This is a genomic window from Streptomyces sp. NPDC007917, from assembly GCF_042959105.1.
Taxonomy (GTDB): Bacteria; Actinomycetota; Actinomycetes; order Streptomycetales; family Streptomycetaceae; genus Streptomyces.
This window is the reverse complement of the sequence record NZ_JBIBKK010000002.1, coordinates 70,705-85,693: the sequence shown is the minus strand read 5'-3', so window position 1 is coordinate 85,693 and position 14,989 is coordinate 70,705. Positions and strand designations below refer to the sequence as shown.

Sequence of the window (14,989 nt, the reverse complement as noted above, 5' to 3'; positions counted from 1 at the left end):
TCGATCGGTCGGTCGTCGGCGGGGGTGCACGGGGGAGCGGGGAGCGTACGGTCACGAAGGGGCGGCGGTGGTGGTGTCGGCCGGTTCCGGTTCCGCCGTCGGCAGCCACACCCGCATCGTCGAGGGCCCGCGGTTCGCCCAGGAGCGGTAGGGCACCAGGACGATCTCCGCGCGCCCGGTGGCGGGCGGGGGAGCGGTGTCGGGGTGACCCAGCGGTGCGTACGGCCATGGCGCCTCGCCGCGTTCGGCGTGTCCGGCGAGTTCACCGGCCACGATGACGGTGCCGTCCGCGCCGTCGGGGCCTCGCCCGTCCCGCGGCGGGGCGGATGGATCCACCCGTACCGCGTCGGCCTCGTGCCCGTCCGGCAGATCCACCGACTCGGCGCAGTACACCAGCGGCCCCCGCTGCACGGCCACCGTGCCGCGCACCGCGTCGATACGCGGATCGGCCCCGATCCAGCGCGGCGCCACGGGCAGTTCGAGCCGGATCTCGTCGCCGGACCGGAAGCGGCGCTCCACCGTGGCGGTGCCCGCGGGGACGGGGCGGCGTGTCCCGTCCGGGTCGACCAGCCACGCGGTGGCGCCCTCCGTCCACCCGGGGACGCGCAGCGACAGGGTCCACGGGCGGTCCGGGGACCGGTCGATCCGCACGGTCACGGTCCCCCCGGACGGATAGTCGGTACGGACCCGCAGCGCGACGCCATGGCCTCCGGCGAGGGACGTGGCGATCTGCGCGTCGGCGTACTGGTGCACCTGCACGCCGTGGTCGTCCGCCGTCGCCAGATACGCGGGCAGCTGGGCCAGGGTCCGCGCCACGTTGGTCGGGCAGCAGGACACCGCGAACCAGGGTGCGCGCAGGCTCGACTCGGCGCGCGGGCTGTCCGCGTCCGCGGCGGGCACGGTGCCCCGGCGGCGCCGGTGCAGGGTGTTGGCGTAGAAGAAGGCGCGGCCGTCCTCGGACGGGGAGGCCGCGACCACGTTGAACAGGGTGCGCTCCGCAAGATCGGCGAACCGCGGCTCGCCGGTGGCCAGCAGCAGCCGCCAGCTGAGCATCACGGAGGCGACACCGGCGCAGGTCTCCGAGTAGGCGCGGTCGGGCGGCAGCACGAAGTCGTCGCCGAAGGACTCGTCCCGGTGGTGCGAGCCCATGCCGCCCGTCACATAGGTCCGCCGGGCGACCGTGGCCTCCCACTGCCGTACGATCGCGGCCAGCAGGGCGTCGTCCCCGGTCTCCACGGCCACATCGACGGCGCCGGCCGCGAGGTAGAGGGCGCGGACGGCGTGCCCGCGCAGCACCGTGGCCTGGCGCACGGGCAGGTCGTCCTGGTAGTAGGCGCGGCCGAACTCGGTGTCGCCGAGGGTGTGGTGGCCGCGGCGGTCGACGAACAGGGCCGCCTGGTCGAGGTAGCGCTGTTCCCCCGTCAGCCTGGCCAGCTCCACCAGGGCCGGTTCGATCTGCGGATGGCCGCAGACGCCCTCGATACCGCCCCGGCCGAAGGTGGCGCACACATGGTCGGCGGCCCGCCGGGCGATCTTCGTCAGCTCGCCCTCGCCCCGGGCCCGGGCCTGGGCCACCCCGGCCTGGATCAAATGCCCGTAGCAGTAGAGTTCGTGGCCCCATTCGAGGTCGCTGTACCGGGGCTGCTGTCCGGGGCGGCCGAAGGCGGTGTTCAGATAGCCGTCCGGTTCCTGGGCGGGTGCGATGACCTCGGTGAGCTCGGCGAGCTGTGCGTCGAGCGGGGCGCCGGGGGTGTGCCCGGCGGCCTCCCAGGCCATGGCCTCGAGCAGCTTGTAGACGTCGGAGTCGGCGAACTCACGGCCGCGCCGGTCGCGCTCGATCCGGCCCTCGACGGCGGCCCGGAAGTTGCCGATCCAGCCGACGCGTGCCATCCAGTCGCGGCAGTGGCCGAGTGTGGCGGTCGCGTTGATCTGCCGGCGCCGGGCCCAGAACCCCCCGGTGATCCGGACCTCGTCGAGCCCGAGCGGCCGCAGCCGGCCCCGGCTCGGCGCCACCGGCAGGACGAGTGACCGCGCCGTGTTCTCCCTCACCAGTTCATGCCTTTGGTTCGTCCTTTCGGTTGTCCGTCTCCGCACAGTCAAGGGTGTCCTTCTCCGTGGTCCGGCGGCTCAGCCCTTGAGCGCGCCCGACATGAACCCCCGTACGTAGTGCCGTTGCAGCAGCAGGAAGAGCAGGAGGCAGGGCACGGCGAGGACCACCACACCCGCCTCGGTGGCGCCGTAGTCGACGGCGCCCATGCTCTGCTGCCGCAGATTGGCGACGGCCAGCGGCAGGGGCGCCTTCTCGCTGTCCGAGATGAGGATCAGTGGCGCGATGAAGTCGTTCCAGGCCGCGAGGAAGGCGAACAGCCCCACGGTGATCAGCCCCGGTCGCACCGCCGGGAGCAGGACGCGGCGCAGCGCGCCCGCCGTGCCGCAGCCGTCGACGAGCGCCGACTCCTCCAGTTCGCGCGGCACCGCCTCGAAGGAGATCCGCATCATGAAGGTGGCGAACGGCAGCTGGAACATGGCCAGCACCAGGCTCAGCCCGATCAGTGAGTTCTGCAGCCCCAGCCTGCCGAGCAGCACGTACAGCGGGATCAGGAGCGTGGCGTACGGGACCATGAGAATGGCCAGCGTCAGCAGGAACAGCAGGTTCTTGCCCGGGAAGTCGAAGCGGGCGAAGGCGTAGCCGCCGAGCAGCGACACCGCCAGGGTCAGGGCGACGGTGAGCGCCGAGACGACGGTGCTGTTGAGGAGGTACCGCCACAGGCCCGCGTCGTAGTCGAGCAGCGTCCGGTAGTTGCCGAGGCCGTAGCCGGACTCCTGCGCGGTGCCGGGCTGTCCGCTGACCGACGCCCAGGCGTTCCACAGCAGGGGGAAGAGGAAGATGACGGCCAGTCCTCCGGCGAGGACGTAGTGGGGCGTCCGGCCGAGGGCGCGGGTGAGCACCGTGGTGTCCCTTCTCATCAGGTGGGTGTCATGACTCGTCGGCGCGGCGCAGACCGCGGAACTGCACGACGCTGAGCAGGAGCAGCGCGGCCAGCACGATGATCGACAAGGCCGCCGCGGTGCCGAGGTTCATCCGCTGGAAGGCCTCGCGGTAGATCAGCTGCACCACGGTGACGGTGCTGTTGTCCGGTCCGCCCTTGGTGAGGATGAAGAACTGGTCGAACGCGAGCAGCGAACCGGTGACGCAGAGCAGCAGGCAGAGCGCGAGGGACGGCCGCAGCAGCGGCAGGGTGATGCTGCGGAAGATCTGGCCGCGGCCGGCGCCGTCCATCCGCGCCGCCTCGTACACCTCGTGGGGGATGCGCTGGAGACCCACGAGGAGGATCAGCATGTAGAAGCCGGCGAACTTCCAGACGATGAGGAAGACCGTGGACAGCAGGGCGGAGGTCGGCGTGCCGAGGAAGGACACCGGGTCGTCGACGAGGCCGAGCTTTTCCAGGACGCGGCTCAGCGGTCCGGTGGTGGGGCTGTACAGGCCCCAGAACAGCAGGGAGGCGGAGGCCAGCCCCAGGGCGCTGGGCAGGAAGTAGACCGTGCGGAAGAAGCCGGCCCCGGGGCGGGACTCCTGCACCAGCAGGGCGAGGAGGAGCGCCAGCCCGAGGAGGACGACCGTGACGACCACGGTGTACAGGAGGGTGAAGCGGACCGCGGGCCAGAACAGGGTGGAGTCGGTGACGTCGGTGAAGTTCTCGGGGGCGTTGCCGCCACGGTCCCCGGCGAGCAGCGGCCAGTCGTGGAGTGACATCTGCCCGACGAGCAGCAGGGGCAGCACGAAGAAGACCGCGACGAACACGGCCGTGGGGGCCGCGTAGCCGAGCCCCTGGACCTTACGGGACCTGACCTGCATGGCTCTCCTCTGCCGTATGACGTGGGAGGGGTGATGCCGCGGACGCGGGGTGCGGGGCGTCGGGCCTGGTGAGGGCCCGCGTGTCGCTCAGTCGGTCAGCGAGGCGTTGACCGCCTTGTTGTCCTTCTCCACGGACTCCCCGTCGCCGAAGACGGCGTGGCGCATCAGGGTGAGCCACGGCCCGTTGGGGTCGTTGAAGGTCTGGCCGAACTTGAGCGCGTACGGGGTGCGGCCGTCCGCCACCAGCCGGTTGATGGTCACCAGCCGTGGGTCCGCGTCGGAGTACTTGTTGGAGGCGAGGTCGGTGCGCGCCACCACGTCCTTGTGCGCGGCGACCACGTCGACCTGGGCCTTGTCGCCGAGCGACCAGGCGAGGAAGTTCCATGCCTGGTCCGCCGACTTGCTGGTGGCGGAGATGCCGATGGCGTCACCGCCGACGAAGGTGGACCTGCCGCCGTCGGGCCCGGGGATGGGCGCGACCCCGAGGTCGAGACCCCCCGGCATCAGCCCCAGGGTGGTCGACGGCATGGGCATCACGCCGACCTTCCCCTTGGGGAAGACCCCGGTCCAGGTCGTGCCCGTCTCCTCGCGCGCCCCGGGGGCCACGATGTCGTCCTTCACCCATCCGCGGTAGGTCGCATAGACCTTCTTCGCGGTGTCGGAGGACAGCTGAGCCTCGGTCCCCTCCTTGTTCAGTACGTCTTCCCCCGCGGCCCAGATGGACGGCCACCAGGTGAACACGCCGCAGCCACCGCAGTTGCCGCCGAAGAAGGTGCCGTTGACGTCTCCGCCGAGCGCGTCCACGGCCCGCGCCTGCCGGTCCCACTCGCGCAAAGTGGTGGGCGGCTTGTCGGGGTCCAGCTTGGCCCGCCGGTAGAGCTCCTTGTTGTAGAAGAGCACCGACAGGTCGAGGGTGTGCGGCACGACGTACTTCTTGCCCTCGTACGTGCCGGCCTTGATGTGCGACTGGGCCAGGTCCTTGGCGTAGGGCAGGGCGTCGATACGGCCGGTGAGATCGGCGAAGAGCCCGCTGGAGGTGTAGTTGGGTACGAACACCACGTCCGAGGCGAACAGGTCGGGCAGGTCGCGGGAGCCGGCGGCCGCACCGACCTTGGCCTGGTAGTCGTCGGTGGGGATGACGGTGAGCTCGATCTTGTTCTTGTGGCTCGCGTTGTACGCCTTGACCAGGGCCTCGCTCTGCGGCCGGGTCGCCGCGCGCGTCCACATCGTCAGCTCGGTGCCGTCGTCGAGGCCCTTGACGCCCCCCGCTCCGCTTCCTCCGCCGCCCGAGCCGCCGTCCGACCCGCAGGCCGTGACCATGCTCGCGGCGGCGAGCAGCGCGAGGGCACCGGTGGCGAGTCGGCGTATGCGTCCACGTGGTCCGGCCGTGCTCCCCATGACGATCTCCCTTGTGTGACGGCGGGCCGTGGGCAGGCCGAACCGGAGGGGACGATGGCTGTGGTGGCACTGAACTCTGCGACGGAAACGAACCGAAAAGGCTTTCCGAGAAACTAGGACCGAGCTCATGACTCGTCAATCCCCTGGGAGAGAATGGCCGTAGGAGAGTCATCGAAACCTCGGAAACACCGTGAGTACGCCCCGACCTGAACAACCCGCGTAGGGTTTTCACCCGCCATGTGCCACCCTCGACGGCCCGGCACGCGACGCGAGACAGGAGTGCACCCCATGACCCAGGCCACCGGCCCCTCTCGTTCGCATCCCGTCACCCTCAGCGATGTCGCCCGACTGGCAGGCGTGTCCATCGCCACCGCGTCCAAGGCCCTCAACGGCCGCAGCCAGGTGCGCGCGGAGACGAGGCAGCGGGTGATCGAAGCGGCCGAGCGGCTGTCCTTCCGGCCCAACCAGCTGGCCCGCGGCCTGCTCGCCGGGCGGACGGGCACCGTCGGTCTGCTCACCAGCGACCTGGAGGGCCGGTTCTCCATCCCGATCCTCATGGGCGCCGAGGACGCCTTCGGAGCCGGTGAGGTCGCGGTGTTCCTCTGCGACGCCCGCGGGGACGCGATCCGCGAGCAGCACCACGTCCGCGCGCTGCTCGGCCGCCGGGTCGACGGCCTCATCGTGGTGGGCAGCCGGACCGACCACCGGCCGTCCCTGGGCCGTGAACTGCCGGTCCCCGTCGTCTACGCGTATGCCCCGTCGGAGGATCCGCAGGACCTGTCCATCGTCCCCGACAGCGTGGGCGCCGGCCGGATCGCCGTCGACCATCTGCTCGCCTGCGGGCGTACCCGGATCGCGCACATCACCGGCGATCCCGGCTACCTCGCGGCCCAGGAGCGGGCCGAGGGGGCCCGGGCCGCGCTCGCCGACGCCGGTCTCGCGCTGGTCGGCGAGGTGCGGTTCGGGGCGTGGTCGGAGGGCTGGGGGCGGGCGGCCACCGCGATGCTGCTCGACCGCCACCCGGAGGTGGACGCCGTGCTGTGCGGCAGCGATCAGATCGCCCGCGGCGTCATGGACGTACTGCGCGAGCGCGGCCACCGGGTGCCCGAGGACGTGGCGGTCATGGGCTTCGACAACTGGCAGGTCCTGACCTCCGCCTCCCGCCCGCCGCTGACCAGCGTCGACCTGAATCTGGAGCAGGTCGGGCGCGAGTCCGCGCGCGCCTTGTTCAGCGCGATCGCCGGGGGGCGGCGTTCGGGGGTGGAGACCCTGCCCTGCCGCCTGGTGATCAGGGGGTCCACGGCACCGCTGTCCTGAGGCGTGATGCTACTTCTGTTGACAGTGGCGCAGCACGCGCTTACCTTGCGACTTTGCGAAAACCTTTTAGGTCTGTTTCACGCACGACCCCGGTACGCCTGATCGAACCCCGTCCGCCGGGGCTCCCGGGAGTCCTCGTCGGAGAACGTCCGCACCATCGCGAGCAAACGCCTGCTGTCAACCGGACAGGGAGCCCCCGATGAGAAGACGCACGATGACGGCTCCGCACGGGGCCGCCGCCATGGACCACACGCAGCACCACCACACCGCACTGGCCCTGCCATGAAGCGCCTCCTCGTCGCCCTGGCGCTGATCATCGCCAGTGTCTGTGCCGCGACCACCCCGGCCGCCGCTGACCAGACCATCGGGTTTCCGACCTTCAGCGGACCCGCGATCCCGGCCCCGCCCGTCGCCTACACACCGGGCGACATGATGCGGTCCATCTACGACGCGGAGAGCTCGGGAACCGACTTCTGGATGGACCGCCTGCTGGCCCGCTCCGGCAACGACCCGGCCGGGTCCTGGCTGATGAGCCGTGGGCGCGCCGTCTTCATGAAGACCCACGACCCCGCGGTGCTCGGCTTCGGTGGCCATGTCGCCTACTGGGAGAGCATCAGCGACAAGAACGCCTACAGCATCGCCATCTCCCCGGGCACCTTCACCGAACAGGTCTCCCAGCGCAAGCAGATGCCCAGCCACTGGAAGAGCGTGCACACCAGCGGCTCGATCACGGTCGACCAGACGAAGTTCATCACCGACAACAACGTCGCCGTGACCAACCTGTCGATCAAGAACAACGGCTCCAGCTCCACCACGCTGCAGTTGCGGGCGACCTCCCCGTACGCCACCTCGGGCACCGGCAGCGAGCTGACCGGCCAGGTGGGCGCGTACAACAACCTCACCACCATCCGCCCGCGGCTCACCGGCGACGGCTTCACCGCCAGCGGCGGCGGCCTGAACCGGTCCGTGACGATCGCGGCCGGAGCCACCGTGACGGCCAAGGTGGTGATGGGCTTCATCACCGACGAGATCCCCGACTCCCTCACCGAGTACAACGCCTACGCGGGCTACTCCAACGCCACGGCTTTCGCCACCCACGTCAAGGCGTACAACCTGTGGTGGGCGCAGAACGTGCCGTACATCGACGTGCCCGAACCCGCGATCAAGAAGAACATCTACTACCGCTGGTGGCTGATGCGCTTCAACAGCCTCGACGCCAACATCCCCGGGCAGACCTACCAGTTCCCGACCTCCACCGAAGGCGTCCTCGGCTACAACAACGCGATCGCGCTCACCCAGCCCATGCACATCGACGACCTCAAGTACCTGCGCAACCCGATGTACGCCTACGGGGACTGGCTCAACGTCGGCCAGGTCTCCAAGGGCGGCCGTTTCCTGGACAACCCGGGTGACCCGGAGAACTGGTCCAACAGCTACACCCAGTACATCGCCGAGGCGGCCTGGAAGAGCTACCAGATCCACGGCGGCCAGCCGGCGATCGCCGGCAACCTGGCCCACTACGCCGAAGGCGATGTCAAGGGCCAGCTCGCCTACTACGACCACGACAACAACAAGCTCATCGAATACGACTGGGGCGCCCTGACGGGCAACGACGCGGACGCGGTCTCCTTCCACTGGAAGCCGGGCAACATGGACCGCGCCGAGTCCGCGTACCAGTACAGCGGCGCGCTGGCCGCCGCGCAGGCCTACGACGCGATCGGCAACGTCGGCAAGGCCGGCGAGATGCGTACGCTGGCGAACCAGATCAAGGACGCCATCGTCAACGTGTTGTGGAACCCGAACCGGCAGCTGTTCGAGCACCGGCTGAAGTCGACAGGCGAATGGGTGCCCTGGAAGGAGATCAACAACTATTACCCGTTCTCGGTTGGAGCCGTCCCCAACACGGCGACCTACAAGCAGGCGCTGCGCCTGTTCAACGACCCGGCCCAGTACCCCGTCTTCCCCTTCTACACGGCCAACCAGGTCGACAAGAAGGCGGCGGCCGACGCGGGGAACCCGGGCTCCAACAACTTCTCCACCATCAACTCCACCGTGCAGTTCCGGCTCTACTCCTCGGTGCTGCGCAACTACCCCAACTCGTGGATGTCCGCGACCGACTACAAGAAGTTGCTCTACTGGAACACCTGGGCGCAGTACGTCGGCGGCAACACGCAGTGGCCCGACGCCAACGAGTTCTGGGCCGACTGGAACGGCAGCGGGATCGACTACCGCTCCTGGATCCACCACAACATCCTGGGCAGCAGCAACTGGACGGTGATCGAGGACGTCGCCGGCCTGCGGCCGCGCAACGACGCCAAGGTCGAGGTGTCCCCGATCAACATCGGCTGGGACCACTTCACGGTCAACAACCTCCGCTACCGCAACGCCGACCTGTCCATCGTCTGGGACGACCCGGCCGACGGAGTGGCGCGCTACCCGGGTGTCCCCGAGGGCTACTCGATCTACATCAACGGCAGCCGGGTCGCCACCGTCAACTCGCTGACGCCCTTCACCTGGGACCCGGCCACCGGCAATGTGACGACGAACGGCACGGTCACGTACCACACCGCCGCCGCCGGACTGCAGGCCCCCAACCAGGTCGTGCAGAACAGCCCCCGGCTCGTCGACATGTTCGCCAAGGCCGGCGTCGACCTGACCGCCGACACCCCCAACCTGGCCGCCGGGGCGAGTGTGTCCGCCTCCTACACCGGGTCCGGCAGCAATGTCTCCGGGGCGGTCGACGGGTATCCCACCAATGAGCCGTTCTGGGGCGCCGGTGGCTCCCCCAACAGCCAGGACTGGTACGAGCTGAACTTCGGCACCGCCCGCACGCTCAACGAGGTACGCCTGCACTTCAAGGACAGCCGCCCGGCCGGCGCCACCTACCGGGCGCCATCCGCGTACACCATCCAGTACTACAACGGCAGTTCCTGGCTGGACGCGCCCGGCCAGACCAAGACCCCGGCCGTGCCGCAGGCCAACTACAACGTGGTGCGGTTCCCGCTGATCAGCGCCCAGCGCATCCGGGTCCTGGCCACCAACGCCTCCGGAGCCAAGACCGGCCTCACCGAGGTCAAGGTCTACAACCGGGGTGGTGTCGGCGTCCGCCCACCGATGAAGGAGGCGCACCAGTGAATCGAGCCAGATGTCTGTCCGCGCTCACCGGCGTGTTCACCATGGTGGTCGCCTTCCTGGTGGCGCCGTCCGCGTCCGGCGCCGGCACCGCCGCGGCCGCCACCGCCTTCACCTCGACGGGGGTGAACCAGAACGGCGGCAACTGCCTGGAGGTGCCCGGATCCTCGACGACCAGCGGGACCCAGCTGCGGGCCAACGCGTGCAACTCCGGCGGGAGCCAGTCCTTCGGCTTCACCCCGGTCGCGGGGACGGCCGACACCTACACCATCAGCACGCCCGCCTCCGGGCAGTGCGTCGATGTCTACGGCGCGTCCACACAGGACAACGCCACGGTCATCCAGTGGACCTGCCACGGTGAAACCAACCAGCAGTGGCGGCTGGTCCCCGTGTCGGCCGGCGGAGCCGACAAGACCTTCAACCTCGTCTCCGTCGCCTCCGGCAAGTGCATCACGCCGAGCGGCGGCTCCACGGCCTCCGACACCGGCCTGGTGCAGCTGCCGTGCTCCACCGCGAACGGGAGGGTGTGGCGGCTGCCGGGCTTCACCGGCGGCGGTACGAGCGCGGGCACCTTCACCAACCCGCTCTCCCAGCACGGACCCGACCCGTGGCTCACCTACCACGACGGGTACTACTACCTCGCCACCACGACCTGGAACTCGACCATCACCATGCGCAAGGCCAAGACCCTCGCCGGCCTTGCCACCGCCACCGATCAGGTGATCTTCAACCTCACACGGCCCAACGGGGCCGGCACCATGTGGGCCCCGGAGTTCCACCTGCTGGACGGCCCGAACGGAAAGCGGTGGTACTTCTACTACACGGCCGGGCGTGAGCCGTACGACCTGGGCACCCAGCGGATCCATGTGCTCGAAAGCGCCGGTACGGACCCGATGGGCCCCTACACCTTCAAGGCCGATCTGCTCGACCCGACCCAGGACAACACCTGGGAACTGGACCCGAGCATCCTGCAGCTGAACGGCAAGCTCTACCTCCTGGGCACGTACTACAACGGCTCGCAGCCCATGTTCATCCGGCCGCTGTCGAACCCGTGGACCGCCAGCGGCACCCGCCGTCTGCTGTCGACCCCCACCTACAGCTGGGAGACGGTGGGCGGCGCGGTCAACGAGGGCGCCGAGGTGCTGCAGCGTGGCGGCAAGACGTTCATCGTCTACTCCGCCAGCCACTGCTCCACGCCCGACTACAAGCTGGGCATGCTCACCTACAACGGTGGCGACCCGCTCAACTCCTCCTCCTGGGTCAAGTCACCGAACCCGGTCTTCCAGAGGTCCAACGCCAACGGCGTGTACGGCCCCGGCCACAACGGCTTCTTCAAGTCGCCCGACGGGACCGAGGACTGGATGGTCTACCACGCCAACAGCTCCGCCGGCGGTGGCTGTGACATGAACCGCAGCACCAGAGCGCAGAAGTTCACCTGGAACGCGGACGGCACGCCGAACTTCGGCACCCCGGTGGCCCTCGGCGTTCCGCTGACCGCACCGTCAGGGGAGTAGCCGGACGGGACGATCCCGGACCCACCATCGTCAGCGGGCCATCGACGCGATGGCCCGCTGACGCATGGGTGAGGGGTGTGGCAGGAGCGAAGCGCACCACAGGCACATGAAGCGCGCTTATCTCCTTCAAGGGTATATCCATGACCATAAGCAGGTGGGAAGGAACGCGACTCGGGAGACGCTCATGGACTACTTCGACCTCGGGACCTTCACCCGGCCCGTCTCGACACGCTCACCCGAAGCGCAGCTCTGGTTCGACCGGGGGATGGTGTGGACCTACGCGTTCAACCACGAGGAGGCCGTCGTCTGCTTCGAAGCCGCCGCGGCCGCGGACCCCGGCTGCGCCATGGCCCACTGGGGCGTCGCGTACGCACTGGGACCCAACTACAACAAGCCATGGGGCTTCTTCGACAAGGCGGACCTGGAGCGGACGGTCCGCAGAACACACGCCGCGGTGGAGCGGGCTCACGCGGCCTCGGCGCACGCGACGCGGACGGAGCGGGCCCTGATCGAGGCCCTGCGCGCCCGCTATCCGTGCTCGCACGCGGCGGAGGACTGCTCGATCTGGAACGTGCCGTACGCCGAGGCCATGCGCGCGGTGTACGAACTGGCGTCCGACGACCTCGATGTCGCCACCCTCTACGCCGACGCGCTGATGAACCTGACCCCGTGGAAGCTGTGGGACCTGCGCACCGGCGAGCCCGCCGCGGGCGCCCGGACCGTCGAGGCCGAGACCGTCCTCGACCGGGCGCTGCGGAGCGAGGCGAGCGCCCGCCACCCCGGTGTGCTCCACATGTACATCCATCTGATGGAGATGTCACCGACACCCGAGAAGGCGCTCGTCGTCGCCGACCGGCTGCGCGGGCTGGTACCCGACGCCGGCCATCTCCATCACATGCCGTCACACCTCGATGTGCTGTGCGGCGACTACCGGCACGTCGTGGAGGCCAACACGGACGCCATCGCGGCCGACGAGAAATACCTGCGGCACGCGGGCGCGATGAACTTCTACACGCTCTACCGCTCCCACAACCACCACTTCAAGATCTACGGTGCGATGTTCCTGGGGCGGTGCGGGACGGCGCTCGAGACCGCGGCCCAGCTGGAGGCGTCGATCCCGGAGGAGCTGCTGAGGGTCGACAGCCCGCCCATGGCCGACTGGCTCGAGGGCTTCCTCGCCATGCGGGTGCACGTACTCATCCGTTTCGGCCGCTGGGAGGACATCCTCGCCCTTGCGCCGCCGGCCGATCCCGAGCTCTACTGCGTCACTACGGCGATGCTGCACTACGCCCGCGGAGTGGCGTACTCCGCCCTGGGGATGATCCCCGAGGCCGAAGCGGCACGTGAGTCGTTCGCCTCCGCGCGCTCGCGTGTTCCCGAGAGCCGGATGCTGTTCAACAACACCTGCCGGGACATCCTCGAGGTCGCGTCGGCGATGCTCGACGGCGAACTGCACTACCGAAAGGGCGAGTACGACCTGGCCTTCGCGTCGCTCGCGCGCTCGATCGAGCTGGACGACAATCTCCCCTACGACGAGCCCTGGGGCTGGATGCAGCCGACCCGTCACGCCTACGGGGCGCTGCTTCTGGAGCGGGGGAGGGTCGAAGAGGCGGAGGCCGTGTACCGGGCGGATCTCGGGCTCGACGACACGCTCCCCAGGGCCTCACAGCACCCCGCGAACGTGTGGGCGCTGCACGGGTACCACGAGTGCCTGGTGCGGCTCGGCAAGGCCGGGGAGGCCCGGATCGTGGCGCGGCAACTGACCGTCGCCGCCGCGCTCGCGGACGTTCCGATCACGACGTCCTGCTTCTGCCGCCGCGATTGCCAGGGCCCGACGGACATGCCGTGCGGTTAGCGGGTCATCCGAGGACGAGCGGGAGCTTCGCGGCCGACTCGCCCAGCTCGGCCTTCTCCGCGTCGGTCGGGGCACGCCGTCCGGTGCCGACCAGCAGCGCGTCCTTGTCGGACCACGCCGCGGGGAACGCCGCCCCGGCGATCTCCTCCAGCATCCCGCGCGACCGGGCCAGGCCCTCGGCGGGCGGTCCCGCCAGGTCCGGGAGGTGGGCGAGCAGATCGAGGTGGTGGAGGGTCCACTCCAGGACGTACGCCGAGAGGTAGTCGCCCGCAGTGAGCACCATGTCCTGGGTGCTGACCCGCAGGGCCGGGTCGGCGAGTTCGGCCGCGCGCCCGGCGGCGGAGCCGACGTCGTCGAGGTGGAACTTGAGCAGCCCCGGCTCCTCGTACGCGGCGGCCAGCCGGACGGTCAGCGCGTCGAGTGGGTCGTCACCGGTCGGCGGCGTGTCGGCCACCGCCCAGTAGGTCACCGCGTCGTGTGTCGGCTCCGCTTCGGTGGGTGTCACGAGGGTGATCAGGACGTCCTGGGCGTCGATGATCAGATGGCACGCCAGGTCCCGCACGAGCCAGCCGGCACAGCCGGACGGCTGTGCGAAGTCCTCGTCCGCGAGTTCCGCGACCGCCGTGCGCAACGCTGTCCAAGAGCGTGAGAAGAGGTCCACGGCCGCAAGCTAACAGCGCACGGCGCCGCACCGCGACCGGTTTCGCGCCTCGCGTCGGGGAGACGAGCGGGGTGGCCCGGCTACCAGCGCAGCGGAAGGGCGGCGAGGAACCGGTCGAGCTGAGCGGAGATGATCCGGTGGTCGTGGGACGAGGGGTGCCAGTCGCAGCCGAGGCGGTCCAGGGCGGGGTCGTCGTAGTACCAGGAGCGGACCCGGGTGTCGCCCCGCCGGTTGCGCGCTCGGACGATGCGCAGCGCGGTGTCGGCGAACGCGGTGGTGTCGGCGAGGTGGGTGGCGCCGACCACGAGGAACGTCCGGGGGCCGTAGCGGGCGCGCAGCTTGTCGAGGAAGCCGTGGTAGGCGGTCTCGTAGTCGGCGATCAGCTCGTCCTGGGTGGCCCAGCGCTCGCCCGGGTGGAGCGGTGTCGAGAAGTCGTTGATGCCCAGACCGACCACGACGACCTGCGGCCGCCAGGTGTGCGGTTTCCGCCAGACGTCGCCGTCGACGTTCAGCAGCGCCCGGTCGTAGTACGTGCGGAAGTCGGTTTCGGGGCTGCCGCCGTTGTAGTTGCGGACCATGCCGCGGCCGGAGTACGCGTTGATCTGGTAGTCGGCGTCGAGTTTCCGGGCGGTCAGGGCGCCGAAGGCGAGGTCGGCGTTGGTGTTCCGGTTGACCCCGCCGTTGGCCGAACAGTCGCGCGTGCCGGAGACATTGCCGTATCCGGCGGTGAAGGAGTCACCGATGAACTCGATCTGTCTGCCGCGGGCCCGGGGCCCGGCGAGGACCGCGCCCCCGGGAGCGGCGGCGAAACCGCCGAACCGGCCCACGGCCCAGGGGCTTTCGGTGCGTTTGACCAGGCGCACGCTGTGCCCGGTGTCGGGGAGGCCGCCGATCCAGGAGGTGGTTCTGCCCGGGGTCACCAGGGTGGCGGCGGTCGTTCCGTCGATCTGGACGTCGTAGTCGTTGTCAGAGTCGTCGAGGACGATGCCGACCCCGGTACCGCGGAACCGGCCCTCGAAGTAGATGCCGGGCCAGGTGTACCGCACCGATCCGTCGGCGGTGCTCTCGACCCGGCCGACGGTGTGGAACCGGGCCCTGGCGACGGCTGCCTGGGAGACAGGCGCGGCGGCGGTGACGACGCCCGCGGCGGCGGCCGTGACCAGCGTCCTTCGGGTGAGACGAGCGGGTGTCCGCATGTGGCCATCCTTGGGTGGTGGGGCGAGCACATGATGGTGGGACACGAGCACACAGCCGCA

Annotated in this window: 10 protein-coding genes; 4 read left to right on the top strand and 6 right to left on the bottom strand. The window is 69.8% G+C overall.

All coding sequences use genetic code 11. From position 1 onward, the window contains the following. Positions 1 to 51: 51 nt before the first annotated feature. The 4 genes from ACFZDL_RS03495 to ACFZDL_RS03480 all read right to left on the bottom strand — a co-directional run bounded on the left by ACFZDL_RS03495 (position 52) and on the right by ACFZDL_RS03480 (position 5,254). Positions 52 to 2,049 (bottom strand): beta-L-arabinofuranosidase domain-containing protein, encoded by a 1,998-nt coding sequence (locus ACFZDL_RS03495; RefSeq protein ID WP_353591151.1) that lies wholly within the window; start codon positions 2,047 to 2,049, stop codon positions 52 to 54. A gap of 78 nt (positions 2,050 to 2,127) precedes the next feature. Beyond that, positions 2,128 to 2,949: a carbohydrate ABC transporter permease gene (locus ACFZDL_RS03490; protein ID WP_353591370.1), complete on the bottom strand. Its 822-nt coding sequence runs from the start codon at positions 2,947 to 2,949 to the stop codon at positions 2,128 to 2,130. A gap of 28 nt (positions 2,950 to 2,977) precedes the next feature. Further along, complete coding sequence (locus tag ACFZDL_RS03485) at positions 2,978 to 3,856, bottom strand: sugar ABC transporter permease (RefSeq protein ID WP_353591150.1); 879 nt, start codon at positions 3,854 to 3,856, stop codon at positions 2,978 to 2,980. An 87-nt stretch (positions 3,857 to 3,943) separates the two neighbouring features. Then, a complete protein-coding gene (locus ACFZDL_RS03480) occupies positions 3,944 to 5,254 on the bottom strand; it encodes a sugar ABC transporter substrate-binding protein (protein ID WP_353591149.1) in 1,311 nt (436 codons plus the stop codon). 288 nt (positions 5,255 to 5,542) lie between these two features. Between ACFZDL_RS03480 and ACFZDL_RS03475 the strand changes: the two genes are divergently transcribed. From ACFZDL_RS03475 to ACFZDL_RS03460, 4 genes are all read left to right on the top strand, one after another. Next, positions 5,543 to 6,571, top strand: coding sequence for a LacI family DNA-binding transcriptional regulator (locus ACFZDL_RS03475; RefSeq protein ID WP_353591148.1), 1,029 nt, complete (start codon positions 5,543 to 5,545; stop codon positions 6,569 to 6,571). A 282-nt stretch (positions 6,572 to 6,853) separates the two neighbouring features. Next, positions 6,854 to 9,706 carry a discoidin domain-containing protein gene (locus tag ACFZDL_RS03470; protein ID WP_353591147.1) on the top strand — a complete coding sequence of 951 codons (2,853 nt, stop codon included), beginning with the start codon at positions 6,854 to 6,856 and terminating at the stop codon, positions 9,704 to 9,706. Beyond that, positions 9,703 to 11,217, top strand: coding sequence for a family 43 glycosylhydrolase (locus ACFZDL_RS03465; RefSeq protein ID WP_353591146.1), 1,515 nt, complete (start codon positions 9,703 to 9,705; stop codon positions 11,215 to 11,217). Before ACFZDL_RS03470 ends, ACFZDL_RS03465 begins: the two co-directional genes overlap by 4 nt. Before the next feature lie 184 nt (positions 11,218 to 11,401). Then, a complete protein-coding gene (locus ACFZDL_RS03460; RefSeq protein ID WP_353591145.1) occupies positions 11,402 to 13,072 on the top strand; it encodes a hypothetical protein in 1,671 nt (556 codons plus the stop codon). A 4-nt stretch (positions 13,073 to 13,076) separates the two neighbouring features. On the opposite strand, the gene ACFZDL_RS03455 is transcribed toward ACFZDL_RS03460, so the two are convergent. Together ACFZDL_RS03455 and ACFZDL_RS03450 are read right to left on the bottom strand one after the other, a co-directional pair. Next, positions 13,077 to 13,733, bottom strand: coding sequence for a maleylpyruvate isomerase N-terminal domain-containing protein (locus tag ACFZDL_RS03455; protein WP_353591144.1), 657 nt, complete (start codon positions 13,731 to 13,733; stop codon positions 13,077 to 13,079). 80 nt (positions 13,734 to 13,813) lie between these two features. Further along, the gene (locus ACFZDL_RS03450; RefSeq protein WP_353591143.1) at positions 13,814 to 14,929 is read right to left on the bottom strand and encodes an SGNH/GDSL hydrolase family protein; all 1,116 of its coding nucleotides are present in this window, start codon (positions 14,927 to 14,929) and stop codon (positions 13,814 to 13,816) included. Positions 14,930 to 14,989: the final 60 nt, after the last annotated feature.